We start from the raw sequence: 17,498 nt of genomic DNA on the forward strand, positions 1-17,498 counted from the left end.
CGGCGGTTTCTGGTCTGACAACAACCTAGCGGCGAAATGAGATGAGGGTGACGAGGATCCCCAGCGCCGCGCAGAGGGCGCCGGCAAGGAAAACCGACGAGTAGCCCAGCGAAGTGGCCAGCAGACCGGTCAGCGGCCCGGTCAGGCCATAAGAGATATCCTGAAAGGCCGCATAGCCGCCGAGCGCAGTGCCGCGCACCTGCGCCGGGACGCGCTTCACCACCTCAACGCCAAGCGAGGGGAAAATAAGCGAACAGCCGCATCCGGTCAGCGCCGCGCCGGCCAGCGCCACCCAGACGCCGGGCGCCAGCCCCAGCAGCGTCAGACCGACCGCCTCTATCAGCAGCGAGACCATCGCCACTTTAACGCCGCCAAACCGATCCGGCATCCAGCCAAACAGCACCCGCATCAGCACAAAGGCGCCGCCAAACGCCGTCAGGGTAAATCCGGCCATCGGCCAGTTCTGACTGGCAAAATAGAGAGAGACGAAGGTGCCGATCGCCGCAAAGCCGACGCCCTGCAGGCCCAGGCCAATACCCGGCCGCCAGATCATGCCGATGACGCTCCACAGTGAAGGCCGCTCGCCGCCGTGCGCCGCCACTTTGCGCACCGTGCCGTTGATGAGCAAGGCGACAAGCGGTAGTCCCATGGTGACGCAGGCCAGGACCGCCACGCCAAAGTGGCTGTAAATTAACAATCCCAGCGGGGCGCCCACCGCCAGCGAGCCGTACATCGCCATGCCGTTCCATGACATCACTTTGCCGGAGCGGGCCGGCCCCACCAGCCCCATCCCCCAGCTCAGGTTGCCGGTCAGCAGCTGGCTTTCGCCAAACCCGAGGATCAGGCGGCCCAGCAGCAACAGGCCCAGCTTCGCGAACACCGGCAGCGGCAGCAGCGCAGCGGCCAGCCAGGCCGCGCCGGCCAGGGCGCAGGCCAGCATCCCTTGCAGGACGGAGCGTTTGGCGCCGTACTGGTCTGCCAGACGCCCGGCGTAGCCGCGGGTAAGAACGGTGGCGAGGAACTGGATCCCCACCGCTACGCCGACCATGGTGTTACCCAATCCCAGCTCCTGATGGACAAACAGCGGGATCACCGGCAGCGGCAAACCGACGGTCATATAGGTCAAAAAGACGGCGAGCGTAATGCGAAAAAGCGACAAATTCGCGGAAGAATGAGATGTTGTTTCAGTGACTGCGGACATGCATTACTCCAGATTCGCAGAGTAAGGCGAGCAAAGCGACACGCCCCCTCCACCTGACTATCAGGGTTAAGGCGCGTTGGTTGACGTTAAACGCTTACGCATTAGTGGAGAGACTAATGGATCCGCCAGCAGTGTGCCTGCGGGCTCTTACCCTGTCAAGATGACAAAAAAGGGGAGCCGGTGGCTCCCCTCAGTGCATCGCGTGCCGATTAGGCGTTGTATTTACGCATCACCAGCGTGGCGTTGGTGCCGCCAAAGCCGAAGCTGTTGGACATCACGGTGGTCAGCTTAGCGTCAGTCGGTTTGGTGACGATGTTCAGGCCGGCAGCCTGCTCATCCAGCTCTTCGACGTTGATGCTCGGCGCGATAAAGCCGTGCTCCAGCATCAGCAGGGAGTAGATAGCTTCCTGCACGCCAGCAGCGCCCAGCGAGTGACCGGTCATTGCTTTGGTCGCCGAGATAGCCGGGCTGTTGTCGCCGAACACTTCGCGGATCGCGCCCAGCTCTTTCACGTCGCCGACCGGCGTGGAAGTACCGTGGGAGTTCAGGTAGTCGATCGGGGTATCAACGCCGTGCATCGCCATCTGCATGCAGCGCACTGCGCCTTCACCGGATGGGGCTACCATGTCTGCGCCATCGGAGGTTGCGCCGTAGCCGACGATTTCCGCATAGATGTGCGCGCCGCGCGCCAGGGCGTGTTCCAGCTCTTCCACCACGACCATACCGCCGCCGCCGGCGATAACGAAGCCGTCACGGTTGGCGTCATAGGTGCGGGAGGCTTTTTCCGGCGTGTCGTTGTATTTGGTGGACAGCGCGCCCATGGCGTCGAACTCGCAGGCCATTTCCCAGCACAGCTCTTCGCCGCCGCCGGCAAAGACGATATCCTGTTTGCCCAGCTGGATCTGCTCTACCGCGTTACCGATGCAGTGTGCGGAAGTGGCGCAGGCGGAGCTGATGGAGTAGTTAACGCCGTGGATTTTAAACGGCGTGGCGAGGCAGGCGGAAACGCCGGAAGCCATCGCTTTGGTGACCACATACGGACCCACGGCTTTCAGACCACGCGGGCTGCGCATGGCATCGGCGCCGAAGACCTGGAATTTCGGGGAGCCGCCGCCGGAGCCTGCGATCAGGCCGACACGCGGGTTATTCTGGTATGCTTCCGGCGCCAGACCTGCGTCGGCAACGGCCTGTTCCATGGACAGGTAAGCATAGATGGAGGCGTCGCTCATGAAGCGCACTACTTTGCGGTCAATGAGGCCAGTGGTATCCAGTTTGACGTTGCCCCATACGTGGCTGCGCATCCCTGAATCTTTCAGCTCCTGAGAGAAAGTGATCCCTGAACGTCCTTCACGCAGAGATGCCAGGACTTCCTGCTGGTTATTACCGATGCTGGAAACGATGCCCAAGCCAGTAATCACTGCACGTTTCATTAAATACCTCTGTAAGTCGCACTATTTTAAGTTTCGTGTCGCACGATAGCGTACACTTGTACGCCGAACAAGTCCGATCAGACATTTTGTGTATAAATTTGCGCCCTCAGGCACACATCGCTAAGATCGCGCTACGCCTTGTGATTCGAGTAACTTACGTGAAACAAAACGCTATACAACCCGCCAACCTGGAATTCAATGCTGAGGGTACACCTGTTTCCCGAGATTTTGACGATGTTTACTTTTCCAATGACAACGGTCTGGAAGAGACACGCTACGTCTTTCTCGGCGGAAATCGCCTGCCGGAGCGCTTCTCCAGCCACCCTCGCCCGCTGTTGATCGTCGCGGAGAGCGGCTTCGGCACCGGGCTCAATTTCCTCACCCTCTGGCAGGCGTTTGACGTTTTTGTTCGCGATAACCCGGACGTTACCCTGCAAAGGTTACATTTCATCAGTTTTGAGAAATATCCGCTGAAGGCGGAAGATCTCCGCCTGGCGCACCAGCGCTGGCCAGAGCTGGCTCCATGGGCGGAACAGCTGCAGGCGCAATGGCCTTCGGCCTTCGCCGGATGCCATCGTCTGCTGCTCGACGGCGGACGGGTCACGCTCGATCTGTGGTTTGGCGATATCAACGAGCTGACCAGAGAACTGGATGATTCGCTGAATCAGCAGGTGGACGCCTGGTTTCTCGACGGCTTTGCCCCGGCGAAAAATCCCGACATGTGGACCCAGGATCTGTTCAATGCCATGGCGCGCCTGGCGCGTCCCGGCGGGACGCTGGCCACTTTTACCTCCGCCGGTTTTGTCCGCCGCGGCCTGCAGGAAGCCGGGTTTACCCTGCGTAAAACCAAAGGCTTCGGCCGCAAACGGGAGATGCTGACCGGCGAGATGGCGCAAACGCTGACCTTGCCGGCGCGCGGGCCCTGGTTCGCCCGCCCCGGGAGCGAGGCCCGCGAGGCGGCCATCGTCGGCGGCGGTATCGCCAGCGCCCTGCTCTCCCTGGCGCTGCTGCGTCGCGGCTGGCAGGTGACCCTTTACTGTGCGGACGACGCCCCGGCGCAGGGCGCCTCCGGTAATCGCCAGGGCGCGCTCTACCCGCTGTTAAGCCAGCACGATCCGGCGCTGGCGCGCTTTTTCCCAGCCGCCTTTACCTTCGCCCGCCGCACCTACGACGCGCTGCCGGTGCTGTTCGATCATCAATGGTGCGGGGTCACCCAGCTTGGCTGGGATGAAAAAAGCGCACACAAAATCAATCAGATGCTGGCCCTGGAGCTGCCCCCTGATATCGCCTGCGCGGTGACGGCGGAGCAGGCTGCGGAGCTGACCGGCGTCGAGACCGGCTGCGGCGGCATAACCTATCCGGCCGGCGGTTGGCTGTGCCCGCAGCAGCTCACCGCCGAGCTGCTGGCGCTGGCGGCGACTCGCGGACTGCACGTGCATTATGGTTATCAGGTCGAGACGTTGAGCGCGGAGGGCGATGGCTGGCTGCTCAACCGGCAGCGCTATCATCAGGCGGTCGTGCTGGCCAACGGCCACCGCATATCGGATTTTGCGCAAACCGCGCCGTTGCCGGTCTACCCCGTTGGCGGCCAGGTCAGCCATATACCCACCACCCCGCGGCTTTCCGACCTGCGCCAGGTGCTGTGCTACGACGGCTACCTGACGCCGCAGAATCCGCAAAATCAGCAGCACTGCATTGGCGCCAGCTACCATCGCGGCAAAACCGACACCACCTTCAGCGAAGAAGATCAGCAGCACAACCGGCAACGGCTGATCGACTGCTTCCCGGGCGCGGAGTGGCCGCAGGACGTGGATATTAGCGCCAGTGACGCCCGCTGCGGCGTGCGCTGCGCCACCCGCGATCATCTGCCGATGGTCGGCAACGTGCCGGACTATGCGGCGACATTGACGCAATACGCCAGCCTCCACGAACGGCAGGATAACGCCGGTAGCGCGCCGGTCTTCCATAACCTGTTTATGCTTGGCGCCCTCGGATCGCGAGGCATTTGCACCGCGCCGTTAAGCGCTGAGCTGCTGGCGGCGCAGATGAGCGCTGAACCGCTACCGCTGGATAGCGGCACCCTGGCGGCGCTGAATCCGAATCGGCTATGGGTGAGAAAACTGCTGAAGGGAAAAGCGGTGAAGTAACAGCGCAAGGGGAGAAAAATCCCTGGGAAGCGCGACATTCCCGGCCTCGTCCGGGGGACCAACGCGGTAGCCCGGAGAAGCACAGCGCAAACAGGGTAAATCCTGGTTGCGCCGTTAGCGTGTCGGATGGCGCTACGCTTATCCGACCTACATCATGGATCAGGCCTGATTTTTCGCCTGCTGATACAGGTTTTCCCACATGCCCTGCACCAGAATTTGGTCCGGCGGCGACAGTTCGCCAGCGCCGATGGCTTTCTCCAGGCTATGGCTGACTTTGCTGTGTACCGCTTCCGCTGAATGTTCGCCCTCACCTTCCAGCTCAGCCACCGCCAGCGTCAGGTGGCCGCGCAGATAACCGCCGGCAAACAGTTCATCATCACTGGCGTGGTCTACCATGTTGTCAATCAGCGCCAGAATGCGTGATTCAAACTCCGCGATCATCATCTTACCTCTTGTCATGTAATGTGTGGCCTTAGTGCAGGTCTTCCGGCCACGGAAAGTGTTCTGCCGTCAATGGCGGCGTTTGATAATAGTGTTGTAATGCGCGAATAAGACGCGCCGGACGTTCGGGGATCCCTTGCTCAAGCAGAGTCATCACCCGGGCATGTACCCGGCGCTGAAAGGCGATGCGATCGGGTTCAACGTCACCTTCCAGATTGTCGCAGCTGACGTTAAACGGAAATCCCGCCGCCACGCAGAACAGCCACTCCAGGGCCTGCGGTTTCACCTCTACGTCCTCAAACTGGCTTTGGGTCATCGCATCGCGGCCGTCCGGACAGTACCAGTAGCCAAAATCCACCAGCTCGCGGCGGGCTTTGCCGGCGATGCACCAATGGGAGATCTCATGCAGAGCGCTGGCAAAAAAACCGTGCGCGAAGACGATACGGTGATATGGCGTGTCATCGTCCGCCGGGAGGTAAATCGGCTCATCGTCGCCTTTCACCAGGCGAGTATTAAAATCTGCGGCAAAGCAGCTGTCGAAGAGGTCAATAAGCTGCTGATAATGGTGTTGCTGTTGCATTAATGAATTCCCAACCACTGCAAAATCTCAGCCCCGTGGCTGTCGTAGAGAAGTTTCGCGCTCATCACCGCCGAAACGATAACGATCATCGGTCGGATCAGCGATTGCCCTTTGCTCAGCACCAGCCGGGAGCCGGCGCGGGCGCCAATAAACTGGCCGGCCATCATCACAAAGCCGGTGGCCCAGATAACCTTTCCGCCGATAATAAACAGCAGCAGGCCGCCGACGTTCGAGGTGGCGTTGAGCAATTTGGCGTGGGCCGTCGACTTCGCCAGGTTAAACCCGGCCAGGGTGACAAACGCCAGCGCATAAAACGAACCGGCGCCGGGGCCGAAAAAGCCATCGTAAAACCCGACGCTGCCGCCGGCGACCAGCGCAAACGGCAGGCCGTAGAGCCGACGCTGTCGGTCCGCTTCGCCCAGTTTCGGCATCAGCAGAAAATAGAGACCGATGCCGATCACCAGCAACGGCAGGATCTGCTTAAGAATATCGGACTGCACGTGCTGGACCAGCAGCGCGCCGGCGGTTGAACCGATAAAGGTCATCAGAATATTCAGCTTCTGATCGGCGAGATTGACCACCTTGCGGCGGACAAAATAGAGGGTCGCCGACAGCGATCCGCCGCAGGCCTGCAGCTTATTGGTCGCCAGCGCCTGGGCCGGCGGCATACCGGCGGCCATTAGCGCCGGCACGGTCAGTAAGCCCCCGCCCCCGGCCAGTGAGTCAATAAAACCGGCCAGGATGGCGACAAAGAAAAGCACCACCAGCACCAGCGGCGATACGGAAAACAACTCAATAAAACTATCCATTACAGCACATGCTCATCCAGTAGCGCCTGGCAGGAAGGCGGCAACGGCGGCGGCGTCTTCTTCACAGGTGGGGTAGACCCGGGTTTAGGTGGCTCGAACCAGCTCTGCAGCTCCGCACCGCAGCCATCGCCGGCCGGCGGCGGCGCCTGATCTTCGCACTCCAGGCTGCCCGCCGGGCAGCGCAGACGGACGTGCATATGGGCGCGATGCTGGAACCAGGGACGAACTTTGCGCAGCCACTGGCGGTCGTTGCCCGCATCCAGACACAGCTGCTGTTTAATCGCCGGGTTGACGAAGATGCGGGTCACTTCGCTATCTTCCGCCGCCAGCTTGATCAGCTGGCTGATTTGCGGACTCCACAGCGACGGCACCACGCGTTTGCCATCGCTGGCGACCAGATCCAGGGCCTGCGGCTTCAGCAACTGGGACGAAGTCCAGCGCGTCTGCGGCAGCTGGAGGAAGATATCGACATCGAGGCCCGTCTGATGGCTGGCGTGGCCGCCGTTAAAGCGGCCGCCTGCCGGCATCCCCATGTCGCCAATCAGCACGGTCCCCATGCCTTTATTGTGCACCTGATTGCTCAGGCGCTGAATAAACTGAACCAGATCCGGATGACCGAAGTAGCGACGCTGATCGGTACGCATCACCTGATAGCCGGCGGCGTTCAGCGGCAGCGCCTCGGCGCCAACGATACAGCCATTGGAGAACGCGCCAATCGACTGCGCGCTGCCGCCGATTGGCTGGGATATCTTCTGCCATGGCGTGGCGGCCAGGCTGCCGGCGCTGGCCAGCAGCGCCAGCAGGGCGATAACGGTGTTTTTCATGGTTACCAGCGTGGAATTGTCGTCGTCACGTCGCCATTCTGCGCGCGCTGACGCATAAAGTGATCCATTAAGACAATCGCCAGCATCGCCTCAGCGATCGGTACGGCGCGTATGCCGACGCACGGATCGTGACGCCCTTTGGTGATCATCTCCACCTCTTCGCCAAAGCGGTTAATGGTATGACCGGGAACGGTAATACTGGAGGTCGGCTTCAGCGCGATGTTGGCAACGATCTGCTGACCGCTGCTGATGCCGCCAAGAATGCCGCCGGCGTGGTTGCTCTGGAATCCGGTTTTGGTGATCTCATCGCGGTTTTCGCTGCCGCGCAGCTTCACCACGTCGAAACCGTCGCCAATCTCCACGCCTTTCACGGCGTTGATGCTCATCAGCGCGTGGGCGATATCGGCGTCAAGGCGGTCAAAGACCGGCTCGCCAAGGCCCGGCGGTACGCCGTCGGCGACGACGGTCACTTTGGCGCCAATGGAGTCGCCCTCTTTTTTCAGACCGCGCATCAGTTCATCGAGAGCGTCGATTTTCTCCGGGTCCGGGCAGAAGAAAGGATTCTGTTCAACCTGATCCCAGTCTTTAATAGCCAGCGGAATGTCGCCCATCTGCGTCAGGCAGCCGCGAATGACGATGCCGAACTTCGCGGCGAGGAATTTTTTGGCAATCGCCCCGGCCGCCACGCGCATCGCGGTTTCGCGGGCGGAGGAGCGACCGCCGCCGCGATAGTCGCGCAGACCATACTTTTGTTCGTAGGTGTAATCCGCATGGCCAGGACGGAACAGATCTTTGATCGCGCCGTAATCCTGCGAGCGCTGATCGGTGTTCTCAATCAGCAGCCCGATACTGGTCCCGGTGGTGACGCCTTCGAAGACGCCGGAGAGGATTTTGACCTGATCCGGCTCGCGACGCTGCGTGGTGTAACGCGAGGTACCCGGGCGACGACGATCGAGGTCGTGCTGCAGATCGGCTTCGGTCAGCGGAATGCCCGGCGGCACGCCGTCAACGATGCAGCCCAGCGCCAGGCCGTGCGACTCGCCGAAGGTGGTGACGCGAAAGAGTTGTCCAATTGTATTTCCTGCCATCACGGCTCCATTCTTTGTCGTTATGTTGGCGTGTTGTTTTTTTTAGTCTTTATAAATACCGAAGTGCGCGCGAGCGTCAATCAGCTGCTGTTTGGTCAGCATAAAGACGCCGTCGCCGCCGTTATCAAACTCAAGCCAGGTAAACGGCACGTCCGGATACTGCTCCATCAGATGTACCATGCTGTTACCGACTTCACAAATCAGAATCCCGTCGTCGCTGAGATAATCCGGCGCATTGCCGAGGATGCGGCGCGTCAGCTTCAGGCCATCGCTTCCGGAGGCCAGACCCAGAACCGGCTCATGCTCATACTCTTCCGGCAGATCGGCCATGTCCTCTTCATCGACATACGGCGGATTAGTGACGATCAGATCGTATTGTAGCTTCGGCAGGTCGCGGAACAGGTCGGAACGGATCGGCGTCACATGATGGATCAGGCCATGGGATTCCACATTGTGCTCGGCGACGGCCAGCGCGTCCGGGGAGATATCCACGGCGTCGACTTCAGCTTCCGGGAAGGCATAGGCGCAGGCAATGGCGATGCAGCCGCTGCCGGTGCACATATCAAGGATATGCTGCGGCTTATGGGTAATCAGCCCGGCAAACTGGTTATTGATCAGTTCGCCGATCGGGGAGCGCGGCACCAGCACTCGCTCATCGACGTAAAACTCATGGCCGCAGAACCACGCTTTGTTGGTCAGATAGGCGACGGGAATACGCTCGTTCACGCGGCGAATCACCCGCTCTACAATGCGGTGTTTCTCGCTGGAGGTCAGGCGCGCAGTGCGCATATCTTCCGGAATATCCAGCGGCAGATACAGCGAAGGCAGCACCAGCTGTACCGCCTCGTCCCATGGGTTGTCAGTCCCGTGACCGTACCAGATATTAGCAGCGCTGAAACGGCTTACCGCCCAGCGCAGCATGTCCTGAATGGTATGCAGCTCATTGACTGCCTCATCAACAAAAATTTTATCCACGACATCCTCCAGGGCACACTCTGCTATAAATTCGGCGGCTAGTGTGCCATGAAGACGGCGATAAATCAGCATTCTTGCGTGGGGTGGCGGGGGAAAAAACAGGTTTTCCTTGCCCGAAGGGATATTGAGTCGGGTAAACTAGCGCAAAGTATTAATGAGAGCGGACAATGAAAAAGAAGACATTGCTTAGCGAGGAGGATCAGGCGCTGTTCCGTCAGCTGATGACCGGCACGCGGAAGATCAAACAGGACACCATCGTTCACCGCCCGCAGCGCAAGAAAATCACCGAGGTTGCCCCTAAGCGTCTGCTGCAGGAGCAGGCCGACAACAGCCACTATTTTTCCGATGAGTTTCAGCCGTTACTGAATACCGAAGGCTCGACAAAATATGTCCGCGCCGACGTCAGCCATTTTGAGCTGAAAAAGCTGCGCCGTGGGGATTATTCCCCGGAACTGTTTCTCGATCTGCATGGGCTCACCCAGCAGCAGGCCAAACAGGAACTGGGCGCGCTGATTGCCGCCTGCCGCCGCGAGCATGTGTTTTGCGCCTGCGTGATGCACGGGCACGGGAAGCACATTCTCAAACAGCAAACCCCGCTGTGGCTGGCGCAGCATCCGCACATCATGGCTTTTCATCAGGCGCCAAAAGAGTACGGCGGTGACGCCGCACTGCTGATTCTGATTGAGGTCGAGGAGTGGCAACCGCCGGAGCTGCCTTGACGGCGAGCTCCGGGGTCGTCAGATGGCGTTGGCCATCTTGAGATTGCAGGGGCTTTTCTGCCAGAGGTATTCACCCTTGCCGTCGGCGTCCAGATTAACGCAGGCGATAGCCGAGGTGGTGAACATCGGGGGCGTTTCCCCCGGGCACAGCTCTGAGACCAGGTACCCCACCAGCGGCAGGTGGGAGACGACCAGCGCCGTCGCCACGCCTTCATTTGCCAGCGCCTGCAGATAAGCGCTCACCATTCCCACATCGCCGCACGGCGTGAGTTCCGGCATCACGTCGACATGTTTCGGCAGGTTCATGCACTCCCCAACAATATCCAGCGTCTGTTCCGCACGCAGATAGGGACTGACAAGAACGCGCTCAATATCCACTTTTTGACCTTTCAGCCAGGTTGCCATCTGACGAGACTCATCACAACCGCATACGGTTAATGGACGAACCGAGTCGCTGGCTGCATCGAGGGCAGCGTCGCCGTGACGCATAATAAAAACTTGCATATTGCACCGCTTTTGTTAACCAGAAGCACCGTAGTTTGGCCTGCGAAGACAATACGCAGGTGACCCGGTGGCCGGGCATTGTGCCTGATCCATTCAACGAATGAAACGCTGTTTTTTACCTCAATGGCGTAAGTATAGTCAATGATTGTTTACAAAACAGCCAATCAACAGCGTCATCCGCAGCCGGATTTACCTTCTTTGACCATAACTTAGGTCATCCGTTCATCCGCTGGCCAAAAGGTGGTCCCCTGTTCGGCCATGCGTAATAAAGTGTCACAGGGTGTAAAACGTGGGCCGTACTGGGCGGCCAGGCGCTGCAGGATCGCGGCAACTTCACCCGCGCCGATAGTATCCATATACCGGAACGGGCCGCCAAGAAATGGCGGAAACCCTATACCAAATACGGCGCCGATATCACCATCGCGCGCGCTACGGATAATCTGCTCATCAAAGCAGCGCGCCGCCTCGTTAAGCATCATCATCACACAGCGCTCCGCCACCTGCTGCGTGGACAACCGCGACTGGGGGCGGTCGATGCCCAGCAGCGGATAGACTGCCGGGTCGGGCCGTTTTTTGCTTTTACGCCCTTTTGTCTCATAAAGATAGAAACCACGATTATTTTTTCTACCTTTGCGATCGTCCTTCAAAATCGCGTCAATGATGTTTGCAGGTGGGCTGAAACGCTCTCCAAAGGCATTCTCCAGCACGGGAATAATTTTGGTGCCGGTATCAATACCTACTTCATCCAGCAGTTGAACCGGTCCCACCGGGAAGCCGAATTTCACCAGCGCCTTATCAATCACCTCAACCGGTTCTCCCTCCACCAGCAGGCGCATCGCTTCATTTATATACGGCGCGAGGATGCGGTTCACATAGAAGCCCGCTTTGTCCGCCACCACGATCGGCGTTTTCCCCTGACGTTTAGCCAGTTGCACCACAGTGGCGATGGTCTGCGGATCGGTTCCCTTATGCGGGATCACCTCAACCAGCGGCATTTTCTCCACCGGACTGAAAAAGTGCAGGCCGATCACCCGCTCAGGGTGGCTGGCATGGGCGGCTATATCGCCTATCGGTAACGACGAGGTATTCGAGGCAAAGATAGTCTGCGGCCCGCCGTTTTGCTCCACTTCACTGACCATCCGCTGTTTCAGCGCCAGGTCCTCGAATACCGCCTCAATCACCACGTCGCGATGGGTAAAGCCCTGATAGTCGGTAGTGCCTGTGATCAGCGCCAGTTGACGATCGCGCTCGCTGGGGCGCAGTCGACGCTGGCGAACCTGTTTGTTCAGCAGATCCCAGCTGTACTTTAAGGCGTGGTTGATCCCGCCCGGCTGAATATCTTTGATTCGCACCGGCAGTCCGCCTTTACAGGCAGTCACATAGGCGATCCCCCCGCCCATCAGGCCGCCGCCCAGGACGGCAACGCTTCTCAGCGGAGCGGGTTCCGCCTCGGCGCCACGGTCTTTTTTCAGATCGGTACTGGCAAAGAAGATCGATCGCAGCGCCTGCGACTGCGGGGTCATCGCCAGTTCGCCAAACGCGCGGGCCTCTTCGGCGTAACCGCTGCTGCAGCCATGGGCCAGACCATTCTCGACGACCTGCAAAATTCGCTTCACCGCCGGGTAGTTGCCCTGGGTCTTGCGCTGCGTTTGCTTGCCGACGTACTGGAATAACAGATGGCGACCCAGGGGGCCCGCCAGCACGCGTTCGCGAACAGGTACCTCGCGGCTGGCCGGGCGCCCCTTCAGCGCCAGCTCCACCGCCGCCTGCAGTAAAATTGTCTGCGGCACCACCTCGTCCACCAGACCGGCCTTCAGCGCCTGGCGCGGCCGTAACTGCCTGCCGGTGAGCATCATATCCAGCGCCGTGCTGACGCCGATCAGCCGCGGTAAACGCTGCGTCCCGCCGGAACCCGGCAGCAGGCCAAGCTGTACCTCCGGCAACCCGAGTCGGGTTTTTTCGTCATCGCTACAAATGCGGCCATGGCAGGCCAGCGCCAGCTCCAGTCCGCCGCCCAGACAAGCGCCATGGATGGCGGCAATGACCGGAATCGACAAGCCATGGATCTCGGCCATAATCTGCTGCCCCTGGCGCGCCAGCGCTTCCGCCTCCTGCGCGCTGCGGCAGCGGGCAATCATGTTGATATCTGCGCCGGCGATAAAGTTATCGGCTTTGGCGGAGATAAATACCACGCCGCGCACCGACTTATCGTCGCGTATCTGGCGTATCAGTCCCCGCAACTGATTGCCGAACTCGGCCTTCAGGGTATTCATTTTTTCACCCGGGGCATCGATGGTAATCACCGCGATGTTGTCCGCACGGACCTCAAGCTTAAAAGCGGAAACCGTATCCATTATTCAGCCTCCACAATCATCGCCGCGCCCAGACCGCCTGCCGCGCAGGCCGTCACCAGACCAAATCCCCCTCCCCGTCGCCGCAGCTCATGCAGCGTCTGGGTGATCATCCGCGCGCCAGTGGCGGCAAAGGGATGACCGTAGGCGATAGAGCCGCCGAGGACGTTAAATTTACTCTCATCCACCTCACCGGTGGCTTGCGCACGCCCCAGCACCTCGCGGGCAAAGCGGTCGCTTGCCAGACACTGAAGATTGGCCAGCGTCTGCGCGGCGAAAGCTTCATGCATATCGATAAGCGTGAGATCCGCCAGCGTCAGGCCAGCGCGCTCCAGCGCCAGCGGCGTGGACCATGCGGGCCCCAGCAGCATATCCTGCCAGACGTCGATGGCGGTAAAGGCATAGCTGCGCAGATAACCCAGCGGCGTCAGCCCCAGCTCTTTGGCCCGCGATTCGGTCATCAGGATCACCGCCGCCGCGCCATCCGTCAGCGGCGTGCTGTTGGCGGCGGTAACGGTGCCATGTTTACGGTCGAAGGCCGGGCGTAACTTTTGGTAATCTGCGAGGGTTGAATTTTTACGGATGTTGTTGTCCTGCTCCAGCGGCTGGCGGAAGGGGGGCGCATAGGCGGTCATCACCTCCGCGGACAACTTTCCCTCTTCCCAGGCTTTAGCCGCCAGCTGATGTGAACGATGCGCCAGCGCATCCTGTTGTTCCCGGCTGATCCCCCAGCTTTTCGCCATCTGTTCGGCGGTATCGCCCATCCGTAAGCCGGTTGAATATTCCGCCACCGCCGGGGGGACCGGTAGCAGGTCGCGCGGCCGCAGGCGGGAAAACAGCTTCAGTTTCTGGCTCAGCGTGCGGGCTTTGTTCGCATCGACCAGCGCGCGGGCCAGCGTTTTGCTGACGCCGACAGGCAGCACAGAGGAGGAATCGGCACCGCCGGCGATACCGGCGCGGATGGTGCCGGCCATCAGGCTTTCAGCGACATTCGCCACGGCCTGGAAGCTGGTGGCGCAGGCGCGACTGACGCTGTAGGCGTCGGTGTGCACGCTCATTCCGGTACCGAGCACAATTTCCCGGGCGATATTCGGCGCCTCCGGCATCTGCACGACCTGACCGAAGACCAGTTGCTCAATGGCTTCCACAGGAATGTCGCTGCGCGCCAGCATTTCGCCAACCACCATTTTTCCTAAATCAACGGCAGGAACGCCATGAAATGCCGTCGCCTGACGCGCAAACGGCGTGCGTAACCCTGTGACAATGGCAATGCGATCGCCCTGACGGGTGATAAGCGGTAATGCCTGACTCATAACTCTCCCCTGTTAACCAAGACAACCAAGTGGTCTGACCTGATAACATTGTTAACTAATTTTTTACATTAAGCCAATCGGGGAAGCGAAAAATTGCGAGCCAAAACACATTGAACAGAAAAGATAACGCCCCGTTCACGGGGCGCTAAGCGGAGGGATTAACGCAGACCCAGCTGGAAGATGAGGGATTCGGCTTCACAGCTAAACACAAAATCGATATCCAGCTTTACGCCGCCGTCAACGTCGGCGAAGACGGGATTAATTTTGCACGGTTCAGATTCCACACTGCGGGCTTTTTCGCTCAGCGAGGCGAGCATTTGCTCTGCTTCCGCGCGGTTGGCGAATACGCGGCTGTATGAGGCGGTGCAGTCGGTGTTGTCGACAATGGTCCCAACATCCATACAGCAGCAAACCGGGGTTTCATCAGCGCTACATTTACTCATCGTAGATTTCCTCTGGATATGCACCTGCGGTGCCAGACAATTAATGTGCCTATTTTACGCCCGCCCTCCGGTTTGCCTCCAGCCGATAATCGCTATCACGGCGTTAAGTGACAGAAATCACACTTAAAAATGATCTAAAACAAAAATCATCTTTTCTCCGTCGCCTTCCCCCCGACAATTTTGCCAGCTGGATCGCGTTTCTGTTATCACAATTGAAAAACTTCATAAACAAACTTGCAACAACTCATCTGGTCAGACCTATACTCAGCGCACTGGTCTGATTTCTCTGTTGTACCGCAGACCCTACACTTCCGCGCTTCTGTTACGGCATGTAACATAGTTTAAAAAAAAATAACTCAATGAGGTTATGGGCATGAGCCAGAAAACCCGCTTTACCCAATCTGCCCTTGCAGTGGCTGTCGCACTTGTTTCCACCCAGGCCTGGTCAGCAGGCTTCCAGCTCAACGAATTCTCTTCATCAGGGCTGGGTCGGGCCTATTCCGGTGAAGGGGCTATCGCAGACGATGCAGGCAATGCCAGTCGTAACCCGGCATTAATTATGATGTTTGACCGTCCGACTATGTCGGCGGGCGCCGTTTTTGTCGACCCGGGCGTCAATGTCTCCGGCACTTCCCCCACCGGCAAAAGCCTGAATGCGGACAATATCGCCCCGACGGCGTGGGTACCCAACTTCCACTTTGTCGCGCCGATTAACGATCAGTTCGGCTGGGGGGCGTCCATCACCTCCAACTACGGCCTGGCAACAGAGTATAACGATGATTATGCGGCCGGCAGCATGGGCGGTAAAACCGACCTGACTACGGCTAACTTCAACCTGAGCGGCGCCTATCGCCTCGACAGCAACTGGAGCTTTGGCTTAGGTTTCGATGCGGTCTACGCTAAGGCGAAGATCGAGCGCTATGCAGGCGATCTGGGTCAGATTGTCGCTGGCTCTGGCGCGCTGCCGCCGGCGCTGGCAGGCCAGGTGGCGAAGATCCCAGCCGACACGCAGATCGCCCATCTTAACGGCAATGCATGGGGCTTTGGCTGGAACGCCGGTATCCTCTATGAGCTGGATAAGAATAACCGCTACGGTTTAACCTACCGTTCCGAGGTCAAGATCGATTTCGACGGTAACTATCGCAGCAGTCTGCCAGCGGCCTATAACCAGATCCTTGGCAACTTCGGTCTGCCGGCGGGTACTAACGGCCAGACCACCGGCGGTTCACTGACCCTTAACCTGCCGGAAATGTGGGAACTGTCGGGCTATAACCGCGTGGCGCCGCAGTGGGCGGTCCACTATAGTCTGACCTACACCAGCTGGAGCCAGTTCCAGGAGCTGAAAGCCACCGGCAGCAACGGCCAGACGCTGTTCTATAAAGAGGAAGGCTTTAAGGACGCCTACCGCGTAGCACTGGGGACGACCTATTATTACGACGATAACTGGACCTTCCGCACCGGTATCGCCTTCGACGACAGCCCGGTACCGGCCAACAATCGCTCCATTTCCATTCCGGACCAGGATCGCCTGTGGCTGAGCGCGGGTACCACCTACGCGTTCAACAAGGATGCGTCGGTTGACGTCGGGATTTCCTATATGCACGGGCAGCATGTGGAAATCAAGGAAGGCCCGTATACCTTCCGCTCCGAAGGGACCGCCTGGCTGTACGGCGCCAACTTCAACTACCGCTTCTGATAAGCAGCGCGCAACAAAAAAGGGTGAACATCATGTTCACCCTTTTTTTATTCGCAGATTACTGTGAATCGATATCTTTCAGTTCATCCTGAATGGCCTGGGCGTTCGGATTGTCCGCCGGGGTCAGCTTACCGCCGTTGGCGATAAAGTCATGACGCTGGAAGTAAGCCTCACGCACCAGAATGTAAGGATCGGAAGACTGACGCAGCAGGCCGTCGGAATCCAGCAGCTGAGCGCGTGTCTCAATCCCTTCTACCGCCCATTTGCCGATCGACATCGGCCAGGTCAGCCAGGAGAGCACCGGATAGAGGCCATCGGCCATATCGCCGCCTTCGTCACGCAGGGTAAAGCTGCCGTAGAATGGCAGTTGCACATACGGACCATAGCCGACGCCATAGTGGCCGAGCGTACTGCCGAAACGATGCGGTTCAACGCGCTGCAGCTGCGGATTAGCCATCCCGGCGACATCGATCAGACCCCCCATCCCGAGGATGGTGTTCAGGAAGAAGCGGGTAAAGTGGACCATACCTTTATACGGGTCGCCCTGCAGGAAGGAGTTCACCATCACCGCCGGCTCTTCCAGGTTGCTGGTGAAGTTGCTTAAGCCATTGCGCGCCGGCTGCGGAACATAGTCACGCCATGCCACCGCGACGGGACGAAGCACGTAAGGATCAACCACGTTAAAGTTGAAGTCAAACATCGTGCGGTTAAACCCTTCTAACGGGTCTGAGCGCCCCTGCGGCCGATCGCCAGAGCTGGAACTGGCACATCCCACCAGCAATGTGGCGCCAAGCGCAAGCGCCGACAGGCGATAATTCATAGATGTCTCCCTGGTTTTTATGGCTATCGCGAGTTGCCATCCATGACGGAAAGACAACGTTTCCGCCCGTACAGATGTGAGCGATTGTAACAGCACGTTGAACGATGTCTATATCACCCAAGTTGTTGATTTGATCATAGCCTGGGAATAACGAGAT

The 17,498-nt window shown here is 59.2% G+C and carries 16 protein-coding genes; 3 read left to right on the forward strand and 13 right to left on the reverse strand.

Features of this window, described 5'->3' with window-relative positions:
• Positions 1–25 precede the first annotated feature (25 nt).
• Entirely contained in the window at positions 26–1,201 is a 1,176-nt protein-coding gene (locus tag QLG03_RS09360; protein WP_048297943.1) for an MFS transporter, read from the reverse strand.
• A gap of 209 nt (positions 1,202–1,410) precedes the next feature.
• Positions 1,411–2,631 (reverse strand): beta-ketoacyl-ACP synthase I, encoded by a 1,221-nt coding sequence (gene fabB, locus QLG03_RS09365; RefSeq protein ID WP_002913291.1) that lies wholly within the window; start codon positions 2,629–2,631, stop codon positions 1,411–1,413.
• A 158-nt stretch (positions 2,632–2,789) separates the two neighbouring features.
• Between fabB and mnmC the strand changes: the two genes are divergently transcribed.
• A complete protein-coding gene (gene mnmC, locus QLG03_RS09370; protein WP_255988978.1) occupies positions 2,790–4,778 on the forward strand; it encodes a bifunctional tRNA (5-methylaminomethyl-2-thiouridine)(34)-methyltransferase MnmD/FAD-dependent 5-carboxymethylaminomethyl-2-thiouridine(34) oxidoreductase MnmC in 1,989 nt (662 codons plus the stop codon).
• Between the two features lie 159 nt (positions 4,779–4,937).
• On the opposite strand, the gene QLG03_RS09375 is transcribed toward mnmC, so the two are convergent.
• The 6 genes from QLG03_RS09375 to prmB are packed head-to-tail and all read right to left on the reverse strand — an operon-like array spanning position 4,938 to position 9,495.
• On the reverse strand, positions 4,938–5,219 hold the full coding sequence (locus QLG03_RS09375; RefSeq protein WP_023290534.1) for a YfcL family protein: 282 nt from the start codon (positions 5,217–5,219) through the stop codon (positions 4,938–4,940).
• Between the two features lie 31 nt (positions 5,220–5,250).
• Positions 5,251–5,799, reverse strand: a complete 549-nt coding sequence (locus tag QLG03_RS09380; RefSeq protein ID WP_032453614.1) for an elongation factor P hydroxylase — start codon at positions 5,797–5,799, stop codon at positions 5,251–5,253.
• Complete coding sequence (locus tag QLG03_RS09385) at positions 5,799–6,608, reverse strand: sulfite exporter TauE/SafE family protein (RefSeq protein ID WP_004201787.1); 810 nt, start codon at positions 6,606–6,608, stop codon at positions 5,799–5,801. The genes QLG03_RS09380 and QLG03_RS09385 overlap by 1 nt, the downstream gene beginning before the upstream one ends.
• On the reverse strand, positions 6,608–7,432 hold the full coding sequence (gene mepA / locus QLG03_RS09390) for a penicillin-insensitive murein endopeptidase (RefSeq protein ID WP_023290536.1): 825 nt from the start codon (positions 7,430–7,432) through the stop codon (positions 6,608–6,610). The genes QLG03_RS09385 and mepA overlap by 1 nt, the downstream gene beginning before the upstream one ends.
• Before the next feature lie 2 nt (positions 7,433–7,434).
• Entirely contained in the window at positions 7,435–8,520 is a 1,086-nt protein-coding gene (gene aroC / locus QLG03_RS09395; protein WP_023290537.1) for a chorismate synthase, read from the reverse strand.
• A gap of 42 nt (positions 8,521–8,562) precedes the next feature.
• Positions 8,563–9,495 (reverse strand): 50S ribosomal protein L3 N(5)-glutamine methyltransferase, encoded by a 933-nt coding sequence (gene prmB, locus QLG03_RS09400; RefSeq protein WP_023290538.1) that lies wholly within the window; start codon positions 9,493–9,495, stop codon positions 8,563–8,565.
• 167 nt (positions 9,496–9,662) lie between these two features.
• Here prmB and smrB point away from each other — a divergent pair, with 167 nt between their 5' ends.
• Positions 9,663–10,214, forward strand: coding sequence for an endonuclease SmrB (gene smrB / locus QLG03_RS09405; RefSeq protein WP_255988976.1), 552 nt, complete (start codon positions 9,663–9,665; stop codon positions 10,212–10,214).
• A gap of 18 nt (positions 10,215–10,232) precedes the next feature.
• Here the strand turns inward: smrB and sixA are convergent, their stop codons facing one another.
• The 4 genes from sixA to QLG03_RS09425 all read right to left on the reverse strand — a co-directional run bounded on the left by sixA (position 10,233) and on the right by QLG03_RS09425 (position 14,825).
• Positions 10,233–10,718: a phosphohistidine phosphatase SixA gene (gene sixA / locus QLG03_RS09410; protein ID WP_004201794.1), complete on the reverse strand. Its 486-nt coding sequence runs from the start codon at positions 10,716–10,718 to the stop codon at positions 10,233–10,235.
• 209 nt (positions 10,719–10,927) lie between these two features.
• A complete protein-coding gene (gene fadJ, locus QLG03_RS09415; protein ID WP_255988975.1) occupies positions 10,928–13,072 on the reverse strand; it encodes a fatty acid oxidation complex subunit alpha FadJ in 2,145 nt (714 codons plus the stop codon).
• Positions 13,072–14,382, reverse strand: a complete 1,311-nt coding sequence (fadI, locus tag QLG03_RS09420) for an acetyl-CoA C-acyltransferase FadI (RefSeq protein ID WP_048336257.1) — start codon at positions 14,380–14,382, stop codon at positions 13,072–13,074. The genes fadJ and fadI overlap by 1 nt, the downstream gene beginning before the upstream one ends.
• Before the next feature lie 158 nt (positions 14,383–14,540).
• On the reverse strand, positions 14,541–14,825 hold the full coding sequence (locus tag QLG03_RS09425; protein WP_101862067.1) for a YfcZ/YiiS family protein: 285 nt from the start codon (positions 14,823–14,825) through the stop codon (positions 14,541–14,543).
• Positions 14,826–15,198: 373 nt separating this feature from the next.
• On the opposite strand from QLG03_RS09425, the gene fadL reads away from it, so the two are divergent.
• Positions 15,199–16,521 (forward strand): long-chain fatty acid transporter FadL, encoded by a 1,323-nt coding sequence (gene fadL, locus QLG03_RS09430; RefSeq protein WP_023290543.1) that lies wholly within the window; start codon positions 15,199–15,201, stop codon positions 16,519–16,521.
• A gap of 58 nt (positions 16,522–16,579) precedes the next feature.
• Here fadL and mlaA read toward each other — a convergent pair whose 3' ends face one another.
• Positions 16,580–17,341: a phospholipid-binding lipoprotein MlaA gene (gene mlaA, locus QLG03_RS09435; protein WP_032453618.1), complete on the reverse strand. Its 762-nt coding sequence runs from the start codon at positions 17,339–17,341 to the stop codon at positions 16,580–16,582.
• Between the last annotated feature and the right edge of the window lie 157 nt (positions 17,342–17,498).

The organism is Klebsiella sp. V115_8 (assembly GCF_029967715.1).
Lineage (GTDB): Bacteria > Pseudomonadota > Gammaproteobacteria > Enterobacterales > Enterobacteriaceae > Klebsiella > Klebsiella quasipneumoniae.

Coding starts and splice junctions, on each gene's coding strand:
- QLG03_RS09425 (WP_101862067.1), bottom strand. CDS start 14,825: ATGAGTAAATGTAGCGCTGATGAAACCCCGGTTTGCTGCTGTATGGAT.
- QLG03_RS09385 (WP_004201787.1), bottom strand. CDS start 6,608: ATGGATAGTTTTATTGAGTTGTTTTCCGTATCGCCGCTGGTGCTGGTG.
- fadJ (WP_255988975.1), bottom strand. CDS start 13,072: ATGGATACGGTTTCCGCTTTTAAGCTTGAGGTCCGTGCGGACAACATC.
- QLG03_RS09380 (WP_032453614.1), bottom strand. CDS start 5,799: ATGCAACAGCAACACCATTATCAGCAGCTTATTGACCTCTTCGACAGC.
- QLG03_RS09375 (WP_023290534.1), bottom strand. CDS start 5,219: ATGATCGCGGAGTTTGAATCACGCATTCTGGCGCTGATTGACAACATG.
- mepA (WP_023290536.1), bottom strand. CDS start 7,432: ATGAAAAACACCGTTATCGCCCTGCTGGCGCTGCTGGCCAGCGCCGGC.
- fadI (WP_048336257.1), bottom strand. CDS start 14,382: ATGAGTCAGGCATTACCGCTTATCACCCGTCAGGGCGATCGCATTGCC.
- smrB (WP_255988976.1), top strand. CDS start 9,663: ATGAAAAAGAAGACATTGCTTAGCGAGGAGGATCAGGCGCTGTTCCGT.
- aroC (WP_023290537.1), bottom strand. CDS start 8,520: ATGGCAGGAAATACAATTGGACAACTCTTTCGCGTCACCACCTTCGGC.
- fabB (WP_002913291.1), bottom strand. CDS start 2,631: ATGAAACGTGCAGTGATTACTGGCTTGGGCATCGTTTCCAGCATCGGT.
- sixA (WP_004201794.1), bottom strand. CDS start 10,718: ATGCAAGTTTTTATTATGCGTCACGGCGACGCTGCCCTCGATGCAGCC.
- mlaA (WP_032453618.1), bottom strand. CDS start 17,341: ATGAATTATCGCCTGTCGGCGCTTGCGCTTGGCGCCACATTGCTGGTG.
- fadL (WP_023290543.1), top strand. CDS start 15,199: ATGAGCCAGAAAACCCGCTTTACCCAATCTGCCCTTGCAGTGGCTGTC.
- QLG03_RS09360 (WP_048297943.1), bottom strand. CDS start 1,201: ATGTCCGCAGTCACTGAAACAACATCTCATTCTTCCGCGAATTTGTCG.